Source organism: Mycobacterium sp. NPDC048908, assembly GCF_043197955.1.
In the GTDB taxonomy this organism is placed as follows: Bacteria; Actinomycetota; Actinomycetes; order Mycobacteriales; family Mycobacteriaceae; genus Mycobacterium.
On record NZ_JBICUE010000005.1, the window covers coordinates 371,072 to 388,046 of the forward strand.

The 16,975-nt window shown below is 67.0% G+C and carries 17 protein-coding genes and 1 pseudogene; 7 read left to right on the forward strand and 11 right to left on the reverse strand.

The annotated features are described in order from the left end of the window. Positions 1 to 9: 9 nt before the first annotated feature. Both dnaG and ACGFK1_RS16685 read right to left on the reverse strand, forming a co-directional pair. On the reverse strand, positions 10 to 1,923 hold the full coding sequence (gene dnaG, locus ACGFK1_RS16680) for a DNA primase (protein WP_393431052.1): 1,914 nt from the start codon (positions 1,921 to 1,923) through the stop codon (positions 10 to 12). A 4-nt stretch (positions 1,924 to 1,927) separates the two neighbouring features. Then, positions 1,928 to 3,226 carry a deoxyguanosinetriphosphate triphosphohydrolase gene (locus tag ACGFK1_RS16685; RefSeq protein WP_393431055.1) on the reverse strand — a complete coding sequence of 433 codons (1,299 nt, stop codon included), beginning with the start codon at positions 3,224 to 3,226 and terminating at the stop codon, positions 1,928 to 1,930. Between ACGFK1_RS16685 and ACGFK1_RS16690 the strand changes: the two genes are divergently transcribed. Further along, the gene (locus ACGFK1_RS16690) at positions 3,225 to 5,210 is read left to right on the forward strand and encodes a TPM domain-containing protein (RefSeq protein WP_393431058.1); all 1,986 of its coding nucleotides are present in this window, start codon (positions 3,225 to 3,227) and stop codon (positions 5,208 to 5,210) included. The genes ACGFK1_RS16685 and ACGFK1_RS16690 overlap by 2 nt on opposite strands. On the opposite strand, the gene ACGFK1_RS16695 is transcribed toward ACGFK1_RS16690, so the two are convergent. Further along, the gene (locus ACGFK1_RS16695) at positions 5,211 to 5,927 is read right to left on the reverse strand and encodes an NUDIX hydrolase (RefSeq protein ID WP_393431061.1); all 717 of its coding nucleotides are present in this window, start codon (positions 5,925 to 5,927) and stop codon (positions 5,211 to 5,213) included. It lies immediately after the preceding gene. 237 nt (positions 5,928 to 6,164) lie between these two features. Here ACGFK1_RS16695 and ACGFK1_RS16700 point away from each other — a divergent pair, with 237 nt between their 5' ends. Further along, a complete protein-coding gene (locus ACGFK1_RS16700; RefSeq protein WP_393431064.1) occupies positions 6,165 to 6,596 on the forward strand; it encodes an STAS domain-containing protein in 432 nt (143 codons plus the stop codon). On the opposite strand, the gene ACGFK1_RS16705 is transcribed toward ACGFK1_RS16700, so the two are convergent. Next, complete coding sequence (locus ACGFK1_RS16705; RefSeq protein ID WP_393431067.1) at positions 6,593 to 8,026, reverse strand: glycine--tRNA ligase; 1,434 nt, start codon at positions 8,024 to 8,026, stop codon at positions 6,593 to 6,595. The genes ACGFK1_RS16700 and ACGFK1_RS16705 overlap by 4 nt on opposite strands. 30 nt (positions 8,027 to 8,056) lie before the next feature. Between ACGFK1_RS16705 and ACGFK1_RS16710 the strand changes: the two genes are divergently transcribed. Genes ACGFK1_RS16710 through ACGFK1_RS16720 form a run of 3 tightly spaced genes read left to right on the forward strand, consistent with a single transcriptional unit; the run spans position 8,057 to position 9,494 of the window. Then, a complete protein-coding gene (locus tag ACGFK1_RS16710; protein WP_393431070.1) occupies positions 8,057 to 8,416 on the forward strand; it encodes an ArsR/SmtB family transcription factor in 360 nt (119 codons plus the stop codon). Next, positions 8,413 to 8,814, forward strand: a complete 402-nt coding sequence (locus ACGFK1_RS16715) for a Fur family transcriptional regulator (protein ID WP_393431073.1) — start codon at positions 8,413 to 8,415, stop codon at positions 8,812 to 8,814. Before ACGFK1_RS16710 ends, ACGFK1_RS16715 begins: the two co-directional genes overlap by 4 nt. After that, entirely contained in the window at positions 8,811 to 9,494 is a 684-nt protein-coding gene (locus tag ACGFK1_RS16720; RefSeq protein ID WP_393431076.1) for a hypothetical protein, read from the forward strand. The genes ACGFK1_RS16715 and ACGFK1_RS16720 overlap by 4 nt, the downstream gene beginning before the upstream one ends. A 14-nt stretch (positions 9,495 to 9,508) precedes the next feature. Here ACGFK1_RS16720 and ACGFK1_RS16725 read toward each other — a convergent pair whose 3' ends face one another. Genes ACGFK1_RS16725 through recO form a run of 3 tightly spaced genes read right to left on the reverse strand, consistent with a single transcriptional unit; the run spans position 9,509 to position 11,587 of the window. Then, positions 9,509 to 9,916 carry a hypothetical protein gene (locus tag ACGFK1_RS16725; protein ID WP_393431079.1) on the reverse strand — a complete coding sequence of 136 codons (408 nt, stop codon included), beginning with the start codon at positions 9,914 to 9,916 and terminating at the stop codon, positions 9,509 to 9,511. Then, the gene (locus tag ACGFK1_RS16730; protein ID WP_393431081.1) at positions 9,916 to 10,806 is read right to left on the reverse strand and encodes a decaprenyl diphosphate synthase; all 891 of its coding nucleotides are present in this window, start codon (positions 10,804 to 10,806) and stop codon (positions 9,916 to 9,918) included. The genes ACGFK1_RS16725 and ACGFK1_RS16730 overlap by 1 nt, the downstream gene beginning before the upstream one ends. After that, positions 10,745 to 11,587: a DNA repair protein RecO gene (gene recO / locus ACGFK1_RS16735; RefSeq protein ID WP_393431084.1), complete on the reverse strand. Its 843-nt coding sequence runs from the start codon at positions 11,585 to 11,587 to the stop codon at positions 10,745 to 10,747. Before recO ends, ACGFK1_RS16730 begins: the two co-directional genes overlap by 62 nt. 63 nt (positions 11,588 to 11,650) lie before the next feature. On the opposite strand from recO, the gene ACGFK1_RS16740 reads away from it, so the two are divergent. Next, on the forward strand, positions 11,651 to 13,165 hold the full coding sequence (locus ACGFK1_RS16740) for an amidase (protein WP_393431087.1): 1,515 nt from the start codon (positions 11,651 to 11,653) through the stop codon (positions 13,163 to 13,165). Between the two features lie 9 nt (positions 13,166 to 13,174). After that, positions 13,175 to 13,648: pseudogene (locus ACGFK1_RS16745) on the forward strand (CAP domain-containing protein); the annotation flags it as partial. Positions 13,649 to 13,857: 209 nt separating this feature from the next. Here the strand turns inward: ACGFK1_RS16745 and era are convergent. The 4 genes from era to ybeY all read right to left on the reverse strand — a co-directional run bounded on the left by era (position 13,858) and on the right by ybeY (position 16,972). After that, positions 13,858 to 14,757, reverse strand: coding sequence for a GTPase Era (gene era, locus ACGFK1_RS16750; RefSeq protein ID WP_393431089.1), 900 nt, complete (start codon positions 14,755 to 14,757; stop codon positions 13,858 to 13,860). A 64-nt stretch (positions 14,758 to 14,821) separates the two neighbouring features. After that, positions 14,822 to 15,139 (reverse strand): cytidine deaminase, encoded by a 318-nt coding sequence (locus ACGFK1_RS16755; RefSeq protein ID WP_393431091.1) that lies wholly within the window; start codon positions 15,137 to 15,139, stop codon positions 14,822 to 14,824. Continuing rightward, a complete protein-coding gene (locus tag ACGFK1_RS16760; RefSeq protein ID WP_393431094.1) occupies positions 15,132 to 16,421 on the reverse strand; it encodes a hemolysin family protein in 1,290 nt (429 codons plus the stop codon). The genes ACGFK1_RS16755 and ACGFK1_RS16760 overlap by 8 nt, the downstream gene beginning before the upstream one ends. Next, complete coding sequence (gene ybeY, locus ACGFK1_RS16765; protein ID WP_393431097.1) at positions 16,418 to 16,972, reverse strand: rRNA maturation RNase YbeY; 555 nt, start codon at positions 16,970 to 16,972, stop codon at positions 16,418 to 16,420. Before ybeY ends, ACGFK1_RS16760 begins: the two co-directional genes overlap by 4 nt. Between the last annotated feature and the right edge of the window lie 3 nt (positions 16,973 to 16,975).

A 16,975-nucleotide genomic window follows, 5' to 3' on the forward strand; every position in this document is an offset into this window, starting at 1 on the left:
TTAGCGTGTTCACGCAGTAAGGTCGTCGCCGCTGGCCTGTTCGAGCAGGCTGCGCCGATAGGCCTCCATCGCGACCAGATCACCGAACAGGGCGTGGTACTCGTCGCCCTGCTCGACCGGCGACATCCGCTGCAATTTGGACTTGACCTCGGCGATCTGACGCCCGACCCACACTTCCTGCAGCCGGGCCAGCACCCCGCCGATATACCGCGGCAGTTTCTCGTCGTCATCCACATTGATGGACTCGACGCCCAGCTCGTTGACCAGGCTCGCGCCCGCGGGCGTCGCCGTCTGCTCGCGCACCGCCTCGATCCACTGCGCGCCGGCCAGGCCCGCCGAGGCCCCGCCCGCCGCCTCGATGGCCGTGCGGACCGCCGTGTAGCCGGGATGGGTGAAGCTGTCCACCGTCAGCGAGTCGAAGACCGGTCCCGCCATCGCGGGGTATTGCAACGCGGATTTGAGGGCCTCGCGCTGTGGCCACAGCGTGGGATCGGCCGGATCCGGCCGCGTGGTGGCCGCGCTCTGGGTGCGAGGCTCGCGCGGCTGCGACACCTCGGCGCGACGCCTGCCCTTGGCAGGCATGCCGCGCTTCTGCGCCTCTTCGCGGACTCGGCCGATCACCTGAGCCTCGTTCGCCCAGCCGACCCATCCGGCCAACCGGCGGGCGTACTCGTCGCGCAGCATGCCGTCTTTGATCCGCGCCACCATCGGCACGCATTGCCGCAACGCGTTGACCCGACCCTCGGCGCTGTCGAGATCGTGTTCGGCGAGCGCGGTGCGGACCGCGAACTCGAACAACGGCGTCCGCCGCGCCACCAGGTCCCGAAGCGCGCCGTCCCCGGACTTCAACCGCAGATCGCACGGGTCCATCCCGTCGTCGGCCACCGCGACGAACGACTGACCGGCGAGGTTTTGTTCACCCTCGAATGCCTTGACCGCCGCGGCGCGCCCGGCGGCATCGCCGTCGAACACGTAGATCAGTTCGCCGCGAAAGAAGTTGTCGTCCATCATGAGTCGGCGCAGCATCGACAGGTGTTCGTCGCCGAACGCGGTGCCGCACGAAGCCACCGCGGTGGTGACCCCGGCCAGGTGCATAGCCATCACATCGGTGTAGCCCTCCACCACCACGGCCTGATGTCCTTTAGCAATGTCACGTTTGGCCAGGTCGAGTCCGAACAGCACCGACGACTTCTTGTAAAGCACCGTCTCCGGGGTGTTGATGTACTTGGCTTCCATCGTGTCGTCGTCGAAGATGCGTCGCGCACCGAAACCGATGACCTCACTGCTGCTCGCCCTGATCGGCCAGAGCAGGCGACGGTGGAAGCGGTCCATCGGCCCGCGCCGGCCTTCCCGCGACAACCCCGCAGCTTCGAGTTCCTTGAACTCGAATCCCTTGCGCAGCAGGTGTTTTGTCAGCGAGTCCCAGCCCGACGGGGCGAAGCCACAACCGAAATGGACCGCTGCCTGCATGTCGAAGTTGCGGTCGAGCAGATACTGCCGCGCGGGCGCGGCTTCGTCGGAATGCAGCGCCTCGGCGTAGAACTCCTGCGCGGCGGCGTTGGCGGCAAGCAGCCTGCTGCGGCTGCCGCGGTCGCGCTGCACCTTCGTCGCCGATCCGCCCGTGTAGGTGACGGTGTAGCCGACCCGGTCGGCGAGCAGTTCCACGGCCTCCACGAAGCTGACGTGTTCGATCTTCTGGACGAATGCGTAGACGTCGCCCCCCTCGCCGCAGCCGAAGCAGTGGAAGTGCCCGTGATTGGGTCGGACGTGAAACGACGGCGACTTCTCGTCGTGGAACGGACACAGCCCTTTCAGCGAATCCGCGCCGGCGCGCCGCAACTGCACGTAGTCGCCCACGACGTCCTCGATGCGGATGCGTTCACGAATGGCGGCGATATCGCGATCAGGAATCCGGCCGGCCACCGGCTCAGTCTAGAGCGGGCTCGAGGCGCTCCAATCGGCCTTCCGTGAACGACGCGACCTGGTCGATGATCACCCGCAGCCGCGCGCCGTCGTCGTCGGCGTCGTTGAAGGCCGGCACGAAGATCGGGTCGAGCGTGGCCGGTGCGCCGGCAAGCACCCACCTCGCGACGCGATGGATCCGCTCTCGCTGCCTGGCCTGCAATTCGAGGTGGCGCGGATCGGACATGATGAACTGCAGGGCCAGGATCTTGAGCACCGTGACCTCGGCGCGCACCAGATCGGGCACCCGCAACTCGGCCTGGTAGCGCACCAACGGACCCGGCCCGTAGTCCCGACGGGTTGCGGCGATGGCGGCGGATGCGAACCGGCCGACGAGCTCGCTGGTCACCCGTTTCAGGGCGACCGACGCCGCGAGCGTGCCGTCGTATTTTCCGACGACCGAGACGATCGGCAGCGCCGACAGTCGCTCGGCCGCGGCCACCAGATCCTCGGCCCGCAGGCCCGCCCCCATCCCGTGCGATTCGCCGAGACGCCCAAGCACCGCGGCCGCGTCGTCGTCGGACAGCACCCTCATGTCGATGCGGCCCGAAACCACGCCGTCCTCCACGTCGTGCACCGAGTAGGCCACGTCGTCGGCCCAATCCATCACCTGGGCTTCCAGGCATGGCCTGCCCTCGGGGCTCCCCGACCGCACCCAGTCGGCCGCGGCGCCGTCGTCGCTGTAGAAGCCGAACTTGCCCTTGTCGTTGCCGCGGCGCCACGGGTACTTGGTCACCGCATCGAGCCCGGCTCGTGTCAGGTTCAGACCAGCGCTGCGGCCTTGCGAGTCAAGGACTTTCGGCTCAAGCCGGGTCAGGATGCGGAAGTTCTGCGCATTGCCTTCGAAGCCGCCGTGCTCGGCCGCGAGTTCGTCGAGGGCGCGTTCGCCGTTGTGGCCGTAGGGCGGATGGCCGATGTCGTGGGCCAGCCCGGCCATGTCGACGAGGTCGGGGTCGCAGCCGAGCCCGATGGCCATGCCGCGACCGATCTGCGCCACCTCCAGCGAGTGGGTCAACCTGGTACGCGGTGTCTCGCTCTGCCTCGGCCCGACGACCTGGGTCTTGTCAGCCAGCCGACGCAACGCCGCGCTGTGCAGCACGCGGGCCCGGTCGCGCGCGAAGTCGGTGCGGTGTTCGGCGTCGGTGCCGGGGAGCGCGGCACCCTTCGGCGGTTCGACCACCAGACGCTCGCGGTCGAACTCGCCGTACGGATCTCCATTCGCAGTCACCGACGGATAGTCTGCCAGTACTACATTGACGACCATGCGCATCGCCCGTTTGCTCGGCCTCGTCGTCGCGGCCATGATCCTCGGCGCTTTGCTGGCGCCCACGGCAAGCGGTCAGCCGCCGTTTCGGCTGCCCAGTTATGTGAACGACAGCGCGAATGCGCTCAGCGGTTCGGAATTCAGCGACGTGCAACAGGCGGTCGACAAGCTGTACAACGAGAAGCGCATCCGGCTGTGGGTGGTCTACGTCGACGCGTTCTCCGGGCAGGACGCCGTCAGTTGGACCGATGCCACCATCCGCGCCAGCGGCATCAACGCCGACGACGACGCGGTGCTCGCCGTGGCGACCGTCGACCGTGCGTATGCGTTCCATGTGCCGTCCAGCTTCAGCCGCAGCACGGCCGACGAGCTGCGCCGTAATCAGATCGAACCCGCTCTGCGCCAGGGAGATTGGGGCGCTGCGGCGATTGCGGCGGCGCAGAGTCTCGGTCCCCCGGCGTCGGCGGACATCTCCTGGTTCGGCTTTTTGGTGGCACTGGCGGTGTTGGCGCTTGCGGTTGTGGTCGTGTGGCTGTGGCTTCGGCGTCGCAAACGCAAGCGCCGAGAAGCCGAGTTCGCCGCAGCGCGACGGGTCGATCCCACCGACCCGAGCGCCCTGGCCGCCGTCCCACTCGATGCCCTCGACGAGCTGTCCAAGTCGATCGTCGTCGACGTCGACAACGCCGTGCGCACCAGTGACAACGAATTGGGTTTGGCAGTCGAGGAATTCGGGCGCGCGGAGACGGCACCTTTCCAGACCGCGGTCACCAACGCCAAGACCACTCTGGCTCAGGCGTTCAACGTGCGACAGATTCTCGACGATGCCGTTCCCGAGTCCGCGCAGCAGCGACGCGACCTGTTGACCCGGGTCATCGTCGCGGCGGCCAAGGCGGACCGTGAACTCGACGCCCGCCGCGAGTCGTTCGAGCAATTGCGCGACCTGGTGATCAACGCGCCGTCGCGGCTCGACACGCTGACCCAGCAGATGGTCGACGTGACCGCCCGGATCGGCCCGTCGGAGCAGGCACTCGCAACGCTGCACAACCAGTTCTCCGATACCGCGCTGGCGTCGGTGGCGGGAAATGTCGAAACCGCCAAGCAGCGGCTGGAATTCGCCGACCAGAACATCACCAATGCCCGCACGCTGGTGGCGCGTCCCGTCGGTCGGCAGACCGGCCTCGTCGACTCCATCCGGGCGGCCGAGTCGGCGCTGGGCCAGGCCCGCACATTGCTCGATGCCATCGACAGCGCGGGCACCGATATCACCCGCGCGGTGGCCAACCTCCCAGCTGTCGTCACCGACATCCAGAACGGAATCGACCAAGCGGGAACGATCCTCGTCCAGGAGAAGACCACACATGCGGCCGAGCTGAGCGCTGCCCGCGATGCCGCGGTCACCGCGGTCGCCGAGGCGCAGCGCACGGGCGGCGCAGATCCGTTGGGCGCGTTCACCAAGCTGACACAGGCCGACGCCGAACTGGACCGCCTGCTGGCCAACATCGCCGAGGAACGCGAGGCCACCGAGCGGCTCAGCCGCGCGTTCGACCAAGCGCTGTTCATCGCGCAATCCCGGGTCCGCGGGGTCTCCGATTACATCGACACCCGGCGCGGCAGCATCGGACCCGAGGCACGTACCCGGCTCGCCGAGGCGGTGCGGCAACTACAGGCCGCCCAAGACAAGAGGTCCGTCAACCTGAATGAGGCCATCGCCAACGCGAACGGCGCCTCGGTGCTCGCGGCGCAGGCGCAGGACCTCGCCAACGCCGATGTGCGTGCCGCGCAACGCTCCTACACCGGGCAGTACGGCCAGACCAGCGGTTCGAACATGGGCGCCGTCCTCGGCGGCATCATCATCGGCAACATCCTGTCCGGTGCGCTGCGCGGCGGCATCGGCGGCAGCATGGGTGGTGGCTGGAGTTCGACGTCGTTCGGCGGGTCGTCGGGGTCCTCAGGTGGCGGCTACACGGCGGGCGGGCGCTTCTGACTACTTCCAGGCGAACACGGGTTGTTCGAGGCCTGCGACCGGATCGTCGCGACCTTCCAAACACAGCCATCGCAGTTGCAGCAGCACCGCACCGGTCGGCGCATGAATCAGGTCATTTCCCAATGGGATCTGCACGACGGGCCGCGTGCTCTCCGGAATCGTGATGAACCGCGGCGAGTCCTCACGCTGCAGTTGGTGTAGTCCCACTCGGTAGACCGCCGCCACCTCGTCGGGGGCGGGCCGAAGGTCGAGTCGGCCGCCGCCCCACACCACCACCGGCGTGATCACATAGCCCGACCGCGTCGGGTAGTCGTCGAGCAGGCCCAGCACCGCCGACTCGGGCAGCCCGACACCCACCTCCTCCTCGAGTTCCCGCAGCGCGGCTTCGACCGCGGATTCGCCGGGGTCCACGCGACCGCCCGGCAGCGCCCACTGCGCGGAATGAGAGTTGAGCCGAATCGCTCGACGGCACAGAAGGAACGCCGCCCCGCCGGACACGTCGACCATCCGCCCGTCGAGGCCCGCCTCCATGAGCAGATCCGCGATGAAGTCGGCGGCTCCGACCGGATCGACCCGGTCCTCACCCACCTCCGAATCGACGAGGACGATGGCGACGGCCGCGTGCCGCTTGGTCGGGTCGGTCACGGTGCGCCGGTCGTGTGCTGTCAGGCGTGCCCGGATCAGGTGCCGCAGCGCTTCGTCGTAGGGGATCGTCACCCCTTGACCATAGGGAGGCGGCAAACGGCTCGTCGATCTAGCTATCACCCGTGAGCAGGTGCTCAGGCTACAGCCCCGGATATGCCGCTACTGAATTCGTCGCCTAGCAACATCCACCGGGTCCGCAGCAACGCTGCCCAACGGCGAAGATTCGTTAAATGTCCAGCTAGTAACGGCTTCATGAGAGTTCTCTGAACTTCACAATCGGCTACGGAATCCGTACTAGGTTCGCCTGTGATGACAGTCACAGCCCTGCGCACGCACCGTCCGAAGACGGCACCCATCGACGACGCACAACGCTGCGGCAGGGCGACCTTCGCCGTGCGCCATCCGTCATCCACCCGGGCGGCGGTTGCCGTGCTCGGAGACGTCGACGCCGTGAACGCCCGCGAACTCGGGCGCTACATCGAGCGCCAGATCCACTTGTCCAAACAACTCGTCCTCGACCTGCGCGCCGTCGACTTCTTCGGCACCCAGGCCTACACGGCGTTGTACTACATCAGTGTCTACTGCGCGCGCGGCGATGTGGATTGGATCATCGTCGGCAGTGCCGCAGTCCGGCGCCTGCTGTCGATCTGTGATCCCGAGCATCAGTTGCCGCTGGCCGACGACCTTTCCTCGGGGCTGAGCCGACTCGACCGGCTAGCCCACTGCCGCTACGCGATCTAGCAGCCCTTCAGCCGAGCAGCCAGGTAGTCGCTCACCCCATCGAGGGCGACGCGATCCTGCGTCATGGCGTCGCGCTCGCGAATCGTCACCGCCTGATCCTCGAGAGTGTCGAAGTCGACCGTCACGCAGAACGGCGTGCCGATCTCGTCCTGACGGCGGTAGCGCCTTCCGATCGCCCCCGCGTCGTCGAACTCGACGTTCCAGCACTTGCGGAGTTCGGCGGCGAGATCGCGCGCCTTCGGGGACAGATCGGCGTGCCGGGACAGCGGAAGCACCGCCGCCTTGACCGGCGACAGTCGGGGGTCAAGGCGGAGCACCGTGCGCTTGTCAACGCCGCCCTTGGCATTGGGTGCCGCGTCTTCTGCGTAGGCGTCGACGAGGAATGCCATCAGCGATCGGGTCAGCCCCGCCGCCGGCTCGATCACGTAGGGCACGTAGCGAGTGTCGGTGGCCTGGTCATAGAACGACAGATCCACCCCGGAATGCTTTGTGTGCGTTGACAAGTCGAAGTTCGTCCGGTTGGCGACGCCCTCGAGTTCACCCCACGGGTTGCCCTGGAAGCCGAACTTGTACTCGATGTCGACCGTGCGGTCGGAGTAATGCGACAGCTTGTCCTTCGGATGCTCGTACAACCGCAGGTTATCGGCGTCGATGCCCAGGTCGATGTACCACTGCAGCCGGGTGTCGATCCAGTACTGATGCCATTCCGGCGCGGAGTCCGGTTCGACGAAGAACTCCATCTCCATCTGCTCGAACTCGCGGGTGCGGAAGATGAAATTGCCGGGGGTGATTTCGTTGCGGAAGCTCTTGCCGATCTGGCCGATGCCGAACGGCGGCTTGCGCCGCGCAGTGGTGACCACATTGGCGAAGTTGACGAAGATGCCCTGCGCGGTCTCGGGCCGCAGGTAGTGCAGACCTTCTTCGGTCTCGATCGGACCGAGGTAGGTCTTCAGCATCATGTTGAAGTCGCGCGGCTCGGTCCACTGCCCCTTGGTGCCGCAGTCCGGGCAGACGATCTCCGACATCGGAACCGACTCCGGATCATCGAGGTTCTTCTTCGCGGCGTAGGCCTCCTGCATGTGGTCCTGCCGATGGCGCTTGTGGCAGTTCAGGCATTCGACCAGCGGGTCGTTGAACACCTCGACGTGACCGGAGGCCACCCACACCTCGCGCGGCAGGATGATCGCGCTGTCGAGGCCCACGACGTCGTCGCGGCCGGTGACCACGGACCGCCACCACTGGCGCTTGATGTTCTCCTTGAGCTCGACGCCCAAAGGGCCGTAGTCCCAAGCAGACTTGGTCCCGCCGTAGATCTCGCCGGATTGGTAGACGAGGCCACGACGCTTGGCCAGGTTGGCGATGGTGTCGATGATCGACGAAGACTGAGCCACGGCCAACAACCTTAGCGACCGGTCCGTCCTCGTTGACATGCGCGGTCGCGCATGTATTCTGACGGCATAATGAAAACCGTTTCCACTTTGACCGGTTCGGCGGTGCACGACCACGGCGGCGCACCGCTGCCAGACCTCCCCGCACGCGACGTCCTCGACACCGCAGGCGACCTCTTGCGGGCCTTGGCCGCGCCCGTGCGGATTGCGATAGTCCTGCAACTGCGTGAGTCGGCGCGCTGTGTGCACGAACTGGTCGACGCGCTGGCAGTGCCGCAACCGCTGGTCAGCCAGCACCTGCGGATTCTGAAGTCCGCAGGTGTGGTGGCGGGCGAGCGGTCTGGCCGAGAGGTGATGTATCGGCTGGCGGATCACCATCTGGCCGACATCGTCGTCGCCGCAGTCACGCACGCGGCCGAGGGCAGCCAGTGAGTGCGACCGGGTTGCGGGCCACCCGGCAGCGCGCGGCGATCTCCGCGCTGTTGGAGAAACTCGACGACTTCCGTTCGGCTCAGGAACTGCACGACGAACTGCGCCGCCGCGGCGAAGGCATCGGCCTGACCACCGTCTACCGCACGCTGCAGTCGATGGCGGCCAACGGTCTGGTCGACACGCTGCGCACCGACACCGGCGAGTCTGTCTACCGGCGCTGCTCCGACGATCACCATCACCACCTGGTCTGCCGTGCCTGCGGTTCGACGGTCGAGATCCAGGGCGGCAACGTCGAGGCGTGGGCGAGCGAAGTGGCGCGCGAGCACGGCTTCTCCGATGTCAGCCACACCATCGAGATCTTCGGCATCTGCGGTTCCTGCTCCGCCACGTCGCGGTGATCTACGAGGCGTTCAACAGCGCCGGCGTCAGCGTGGTGGTCAGCGACACCGATCTCGACGAGGCCGCACATCAGGGTGGGCCGCTGAGCGCCGAGCTTGCCGATGCCGCCGGACAAGCCCGCCGTACCGACCTGGCCGGGCGGCTGCGCAGCAGCCTCGACGGTGCCGAGCGGGCGCGAAAACTGGCCGCCGCCAAGGCACTCCTCGCTCTCGACGACCGCGATGCGGGCCCGCTGCTGGAGTCGCTCGCCGCGTCGGAGGCCGACACCGTCGTCGCGAAGAGTTTCACTGCGGTGGCGACGCGATTGCGCGGATCGCCCGCCGCACTGGAAGTCTTCGAAGATCCCGCCACCGACCCACAACTGGCCCGGCTGCTGCTGTCCAACTACAACAGCCACCTGCGGCCGAACGGCGATGACATCCGGTTTCTGGTCGCCGCGCTGCGGCACTACCTCACCCGCAGCCTGCCATGGCTGACCCGGCTGCGCCCCGACCTGTGGGACAACGGGGTCTTCCTGATCGTCAATGCGCTGTCCAACGACGGGGCGGTGCGCCTGCTGCGCGGAGACGAGGCCGCGCGGTCGGGGCTACTGCGACTGCTGACGATATTGCCGGAGTACACCGATGACGACGACATCGTCTCCGGGGCAACAGATCTGCGCGCGGCGCTGTCGGACTAGGTCGCGAAACGTACCTATCCGACTAGGTCGCGGCGAATGTCGACGCCCGTGGCAAGCACCAACAGGATCAGCGTGCGCAGCGCCTCGTCCGCCAACCCGGCTCCCGGGAAGTTGTAGCGCAGCAGCACATCGCCGGCCTTCTTCGAATTACCTTTGGCGCCAGCGCTTTTCTCGACCAGCGACACCGTGCCGAGCAGCGTGTTGCGCGCATGCCTTGCGACGGAGTTGCGAACCTTCGCGTCCACCGGCAGATCCCACGCCAAGATCTGAGTCAGCGACACCATGTCCAGACCCTCGGCGATCGTCACCACACGCAGCGAAGCGATGGTGTCCTCATGGCGGACGGTGAGGGCCCCGTCGTCCTCCTGCTGGATCGACAGCACGTCGTCCAGAACGGTCGCCAACCGCTGCTGCAGCGCCATCACGCCCGCCCGAATCTGCGGTTGCGGTTCACGTACTCCTCGCACGCCTCCCACAGGTCGCGGCGGTCGTAGTCGGGCCACAGCTTGTCCTGGAAGACGTATTCGGCGTAGGCGGCCTGCCACAGCAGGAAGTTGCTGGCGCGCTGCTCCCCCGACGTGCGGATGAACAGGTCGACGTCGGGGATGTCGTCGCGATGCAGATGCTTGGCAAACATCGCCTCACTGATCCGGTTCGGGTTGATCTTACCGTCGGCCGCTTCCTGGGCCAGCTCGCGGGCGGCCTCGACGATTTCGGTGCGCCCGCCGTAATTCACGCAGTAATTGATGGTGATGACGTCGTTGCCGACCGTCATCTGCTCGGCGATGTCGAACTCCTTGATGACGCTGCGCCACATCCGCGGGCGTGAGCCGACCCAACGCATGTTGACGCCCATGTCGTTGAGGTTCTCGCGGCGCCTGCGGACCACCTCGCGATTGAAGCCCATCAGGAACCGCACCTCTTCGGTGCTGCGCTTCCAGTTCTCCGTGGAGAACGCGTACACCGTCAGGTGCTTGATCCCGATCTCGATGGCTCCGCAGGTGATGTCGATGAGCACCGCCTCACCCATCTTGTGCCCCTCGGTGCGGTGCAGTCCGCGTTGCGTCGCCCACCGCCCGTTGCCGTCCATCACGACGGCGACGTGGTTGGGCACCTGGTCGGCGGGAATCTGAGGGGCGGCGGCCTTCGAGGTGTGCTGCGGTGGCCGGGCGAACCTGCCGTTGGTATGCGGCGGCAGATCCGGGAACACCACCGGCCACGTCGACTTGTCGGGAAACGTCGGATAGTCGTCAGACGCCGGGGGAAGCTGCGGGTAGGTCTCCTTGCCCCTCTTCAACGCCATGGCTGACATCCTGCCCGAACACCGATACGCGATGCTCAGCGAGTGTGCGATCTACCCGGTAGCCCCGTTCGACCAGCGGCAACGTCCGCAACTGACGTTCCAGATGCCATTGCAGATGCGCGGCCACCAACCCGCTGGCCTGGCTGCGGTATGACGGCGTCGACGCTTGCGCATGCTCCCAGTCGCCGTCGTAGAGCGCAGCCATCAGGTCGAGCACGCCTTGCGGTGGGGTAGCCGACCCCGACGGCCTGCAGTGCACGCACACGCTGCCCCCGGCCGCGACGTGGAACGCCCGATGCGGACCGGGTGTGGCGCAGCGGGCGCATTCGGTCAGCGCAGGCGCCCAGCCCGCAATTCCCATGGCGCGCAACAGATAAGCATCGAGGACCAGTTCGCGGGGGCGGCTGCCGTCGGCCACCGCCCGCAGCGCGGCCACGGTGAGTCGGTGCAGCGCGGGCACCGGGGCCCGCTCCTCCCCCGCCAGCCGCTCCGCGGTCTCAAGCACCGCACACGCGCAGGTGTACCGGCCGTAGTCGTTGACGATGTCGGTGGCGAACGCGTCGATGGCCTGCACCTGGGTGACGATGTCGAGGTTGCGACCGGGATGCAACTGAACGTCGATGTGCGCGAACGGCTCCAGCCGCGCCCCGAACTTGCTGCGGGTGCGCCGCACCCCCTTGGCCACCGCGCGCACCAACCCGTTGTCACGGGTGAGCAGCGTGACGATCCGGTCGGCCTCGCCGAGCTTGTGCTGGCGCAGCACCACCGCTCGGTCCCGATACAGCCGCATTAAGAAAGTCTCTCACCGTGCTCTGACAGATGCCGGTTGGCAGCGCCGATATTCTTGTACGTGATGGTCGAATCTCCAGGACGCCACGCCCGATTTCCTACTATCACCACCCAGCTTTACCAGCTTGCCGCAGGCAAGGTGACGTCGGATCAACTGGTACGGCGATCACTTGACGCCATCGACGCCAGCCAGTCGACGCTCAACGCGTTTCGGGTGGTGTTGCATGACAGCGCCCTGGCCGATGCCGCGGCCGCCGACCTCAAACGCGCAGCGGGACAAGAACTTCCGTTGCTGGGCATCCCGATCGCGGTCAAAGACGACGTCGACGTCGCCGGCGTGCCCACCCGGTTCGGCACCCAGGGAGACATCAGGGCGGCAGAGCGGGACTCCGAGGTGGTGCGTCGGTTGCGGGCCGCGGGCGCGGTCATCGTCGGCAAGACCAACACCTGCGAGTTCGGTCAGTGGCCGTTCACCAGCGGACCGGCCTTCGGGCACACCCGCAATCCGTGGTCGAGCGAACACACCCCGGGCGGTTCGTCGGGCGGAAGCGCTGCGGCCGTCGCGGCCGGGTTGGTGCCCGCGGCCATCGGTTCGGACGGCGCGGGCAGCGTGCGGATCCCCGCGGCGTGGACCCACCTGGTCGGCATCAAACCCCAGCGCGGCCGCATCTCGACCTGGCCGCTGGCCGAGGCGTTCAACGGCATCACCGTGAACGGGGTGTTGGCGCGGACGGTGACGGACGCGGCGCTGGTGCTGGACGCCGCGTCCGGCAACGCTCCCGGCGACCTTCACCGGCCCCCGCCGGTGCGGGTGTCCGATTTCGTCGCGCAGGCGCCGGGACCGCTGAAGATCGCGATGTCGACGAAGTTTCCCTACACGGTCTTCAAGGCCAGGCTGCACCCGGAGATCCGAGCCGCCATGGAGACGGTCGCCGGTCAGCTCGAGCAGCTCGGGCACACCGTTGCCGAGGCAGACCCCGACTACAACCTGCAGATGTCGTGGAGCTTCTTGTCGAGGTCGACGGCGGGGTTGCTCGACTGGGTGGATCGCATCGGCCCGAACGTAGAGCTGGACAAGCGCACCTTGGCCAATGTCCGCACCGGCTGGCTGCTCTCGCAGCACAACCTGCGAAAGGCCCGCGCCCGGGAGGCGAAGGCCCAGCGCCGGATCGGGTGGACGTTCAACCTGTTCGACGTGGTGCTGGCGCCGACCACCGCGCTACCGCCGCCGAGGGTCACCGACTTCGACCACCGCGGCGGCCTGTCGACCGACCGCGCGATGATCCGTGCATGCCCGCTGACCTGGCCGTGGAACCTGTTGGGCTGGCCGTCGATCAACGTGCCCGCCGGGTTCACCTACGGCGGCCTGCCGATCGGCGTGCAGCTGATGGGTCCCGCCAACAGTGAGCCGCTGCTGATCTCGTTGGCAGCCGAACTGGAGGCACTCAACGGCTGGGCGATGCGGCAGCCCGACGTGTGGTGGGACGGCAGCCAACCGGCCTCCACACCTCAGCTGGTTCCCGAGCCCAGTTTGGGCAATCTTGTCGCTGACGAGCCGGTTCGCGACGAGGTCGCGTAATCTCCGAACGTGGCACTCATTCGGCGCGCGCTGCCCGTGGCGGCGGTGGTGGTGGCGGCGATTGTAGCCGTCCCTGCGGCGAACGCCGACAACAAGCGGCTCAACGACGGTGTGGTGGCCAACGTCTACACGATCCAGCATCAGGCCGGCTGCACCAATGACGTGAAGATCAACCTGAAGCTGCAGCTGGCCGCCGAGTGGCACGCCAATGACGTGCTGAACAACCGGGCGTTGGACGGTGACATCGGTTCGGACGGGTCGACACCGCAGGACCGCGCCCGCAATGCCGGCTACGTGGGAACTGTCGCGGAGACCGTCGCGATCAACCCCGCACTGGCGATCAGCGGCATCGAGCTCATCAACAACTGGTACTACCGGCCCGACTACATGGCGATCATGTCCAACTGCGCCAACTCTGAGATGGGTGTGTGGTCGGTGAACAGCCTGGACCGCACCGTCGTGGTCGCGGTGTACGGCCAGCCGGCTTAGTCGGTCACAGTTGCTATGGCCCATTTCGACACCAGGGCTGTTGGTATGCAGCTGCTGACCAGATTAACGACCCGGATGTCGATCTCGGCCATAGCACCGGCATCGCCACATCATCAAAGACACTGTCTGGGCTCGCGCTGCACCGAGATCGCAGTCATTGCGAAGAAGTGCGAGTGGACCGCACGATAACTGCAACCTCGCGGTTAAAACCCGAGTCGCCCAAGCTGTTTGGGGTCGCGCTGCCAGTTCTTCGCGATCTTGACGCGCAGGTCGAGATAGACCTTGGTGCCCAGCAGCTTCTCGATCTGCGTGCGCGCGGCGGTGCCGACCTCACGCAGCCGCGCCCCACCCTTGCCGATCACGATGCCCTTCTGGCTCTCGCGTTCGACGAACAGGTTGGCATGCACGTCTATCAGGTCGTCGCGGCCTTCCCGCGGGCTGACCTCTTCGATGACGACGGCCAGCGAGTGCGGCAGCTCGTCGCGGACGCCTTCGAGCGCGGCCTCGCGGATCAGCTCGGCCATCAGCGTCTCCTCGGGCTCGTCGGTCAGCTCGCCGTCCGGGTAGAACGCCGGACCGGGCGGCAGCTGGTTGGCCAGCACGTCGGTCAGCACGTCGAGGTTCTCGCCCGTCGTCGCCGACACAGGGACGATCTCTGCCGTCGGCCCGACGAGCTCGCTGACCGCGATCAGCTGCGCGGCGACCCGATCCTTGGCCACCTTGTCGAGCTTCGTCACGACGGCCACCAGCGTGGTTTTCGGTGCGATCGTGCGAATCTGCTCGAGGATCCATCGATCCCCCGGGCCGATCTTCTCGTCGGCCGGGATACACAGCCCGATGACGTCGACCTCCGAGTAGGTATCCTTCACCAGATCGTTGAGCCGCTGGCCCAGCAGCGTGCGCGGCCGGTGCAGCCCGGGAGTGTCGACCAGAATGATCTGGAAATCCTCGCGATGGACGATCCCGCGAATCGTGTGCCGGGTGGTCTGCGGCCGGTTCGACGTGATCGCCACTTTCGCGCCCACCAGCGCGTTGGTCAGCGTCGACTTTCCGGTGTTCGGCCTGCCGACGAAACAGACGAAGCCGGACCGGAACTCGCTCACGGCGGCGTCCCCTCCGCCGAGTGTGAATGCACTGCGAGCATTCGGGCCATTTGTCGCAGTGGCTTCACGTTGGGCGCCCGCTGGGGTCGGTGACGATGACTGTGGCCTCGGTCGAGAGCTCGCGCACCGCGGCCACGCCGGCATCGTCGGCCGAGCCGCCGACCAACACAGCGGCCTCGAAACCCGTTGCGCCACTGGACACCGCCGCGGCGACGGCCGCCTGCAGCGCGGTCAGCTGCAAAGCGCCGAGTGCGACAGGCGCGCCGGCATAGGTGCGCCCGTCGGCATCGCGGACCGCCGCGCCGCTCGCCGCCTCGGCCCGGCCCATCGCGCCGCGGGCCAGTGTCACCAGCTTGGCGTCCTCGGCGTCGAGCTCACTCATCGCTCACCTCCTCGGTTTCGGTCGGGCTGACCAGGACCGTACCGATCCTGACCCTGCCGCGATGGTCGGGGCCGCCTTCGGCGCGCAACCGCAGCCCGTCCCACGTCACCTCCGCGCCGGGCAGCGGCACGCGGCCCAGTTCCAGCGCCACAAGGCCGCCGACGGTGTCGACGTCGAGGTCCTCGTCGAACTCGATGTCGTACAGTTCGCCGAGGTCTTCGATCGGTAGCCGCGCCGACACTCGAAAGTGGTTGTCGCCCAGATCTTCCACGGGCGCCACCTCATCGGTGTCGTACTCGTCGGCGATCTCGCCGACGATCTCCTCCAGCACGTCCTCGATGGTGACCAGACCGGCGATCGCGCCGTACTCGTCGACCAGTAACGCCATGTGGTTGCGGTCGCGCTGCATCTCGTCGAGTAGCGCGTCGAGCGGCTTGGAATCGGGCACGAACACCGCGGGCCGCATCACGTCGGACACCTTGGTGTCGCGGCCGCCGTTGGTCGAGTAGTACGTCCGCTGAACGAGGTCTTTGAGGTAGACCACGCCGACCACGTCGTCGACGTTCTCGCCGATCACCGGTATCCGGGAGTGGCCGCTGCGCACCGCCAGCGACGTGGCCTGACCCGCGGTCTTGTCGCTTTCGATCCACACCATCTCGGTGCGAGGCACCATCACCTCGCGCGCGGGGGTGTCGCCGAGTTCGAAGACGGACTGGATCATCCGCCGTTCGTCATCGGCCACCACGCCGCGCTGCTGGGCCAGGTCGACCACCTCGCGCAGTTCGATTTCCGACGCGAACGGGCCGTTGCGAAGACCTCGGCCGGGCGTCAGCGCGTTGCCGATCAACACCAGCAGTCGGCTGATGGGGGTGAGCAGCACCGATATCGCCTGCAGCGGAAGCGCGGCCATCAGCGAGATGCTGTAGGCGTTCTGCCGCCCGACGGTTCGCGGGCCGACCCCCATGACCACGAAGCTGACCACCACCATGATGGCTGCGGCGGTGAACAATCCCCAGCCGACTCCGAGCAGACCGTCCAGGTAGGCGACCAGCAATACGGTGGCCGTCACTTCGCATGTGATACGAAGCAGCACAACAAGGTTGATGTATCGCGGTCGTTCGACCATGACTCGGGCCAGCCGAACGGCGCCGGGTCGCTCGTCGCGCACCAGCTCCTCCACCCGGGCCACGGACACGGTGCTGACGGCGGCGTCGATGGCCGCGAACAGGCCGCCGAGACCGATCAGCGCGATGGCGCCGATCAGTGGGCCGACGCCGGTCACGGTTCGTCGCCGTGGATGAAATCGTCGAAGTATCGGGACTTGTCCAGCAGTCGCCGGTCCTTCTCGGACTGGCGGTCCTGGTGGTAAGCCTCGACCTGGTCGGCCACCCACTCCTCGAGCAGTTGGCGCTGCAACGCAAACATCTCTTTTTCCTCGTCCGGCTCGGCGTGGTCGTACCCGAGCAGGTGCAGCACGCCGTGCACGGTCAACAGCGCGAGCTCCTGGCCCAGCGTGTGACCGGCCGTCGTGGCCTGCTGCGCCGCGAACTCCGGGCACAGCACGATGTCGCCGAGCATGGACGGGCCCGGCTCTGGGGCGTCAGGTCTGCCGCCGGGTTCGAGCTCGTCCATCGGAAAGCTCATCACGTCGGTGGGTCCGGGCAGGTCCATCCAGCGCATGTGCAGGTCGGCCATGGCCGCGGTGTCGAGCAGCACCATCGACAGCTCGGCGGCAGGGTTCACCTTCATCTTGCGGATGACGAACCGTGCGACGCTGATCAATTCGTCTTCGGATACGTCGATGCCCGACTCGTTGGACACCTCGATGGTCACGCG

Bases quoted from the DNA above. Each gene is read 5' to 3' on its own strand.
- ACGFK1_RS16690 (WP_393431058.1), top strand. From the start codon at position 3,225: ATGCGCATCGCCCGTTTGCTCGGCCTCGTCGTCGCGGCCATGATCCTC.
- ACGFK1_RS16725 (WP_393431079.1), bottom strand. From the start codon at position 9,916: ATGGCGCTGCAGCAGCGGTTGGCGACCGTTCTGGACGACGTGCTGTCG.
- ACGFK1_RS16740 (WP_393431087.1), top strand. From the start codon at position 11,651: ATGGTCGAATCTCCAGGACGCCACGCCCGATTTCCTACTATCACCACC.
- ACGFK1_RS16705 (WP_393431067.1), bottom strand. From the start codon at position 8,026: ATGTCAACGAGGACGGACCGGTCGCTAAGGTTGTTGGCCGTGGCTCAG.
- ACGFK1_RS16700 (WP_393431064.1), top strand. From the start codon at position 6,165: ATGACAGTCACAGCCCTGCGCACGCACCGTCCGAAGACGGCACCCATC.
- ACGFK1_RS16730 (WP_393431081.1), bottom strand. From the start codon at position 10,806: ATGTCAGCCATGGCGTTGAAGAGGGGCAAGGAGACCTACCCGCAGCTT.
- ACGFK1_RS16685 (WP_393431055.1), bottom strand. From the start codon at position 3,226: ATGGTCGTCAATGTAGTACTGGCAGACTATCCGTCGGTGACTGCGAAT.
- ACGFK1_RS16710 (WP_393431070.1), top strand. From the start codon at position 8,057: ATGAAAACCGTTTCCACTTTGACCGGTTCGGCGGTGCACGACCACGGC.
- ACGFK1_RS16755 (WP_393431091.1), bottom strand. From the start codon at position 15,139: ATGAGTGAGCTCGACGCCGAGGACGCCAAGCTGGTGACACTGGCCCGC.
- recO (WP_393431084.1), bottom strand. From the start codon at position 11,587: ATGCGGCTGTATCGGGACCGAGCGGTGGTGCTGCGCCAGCACAAGCTC.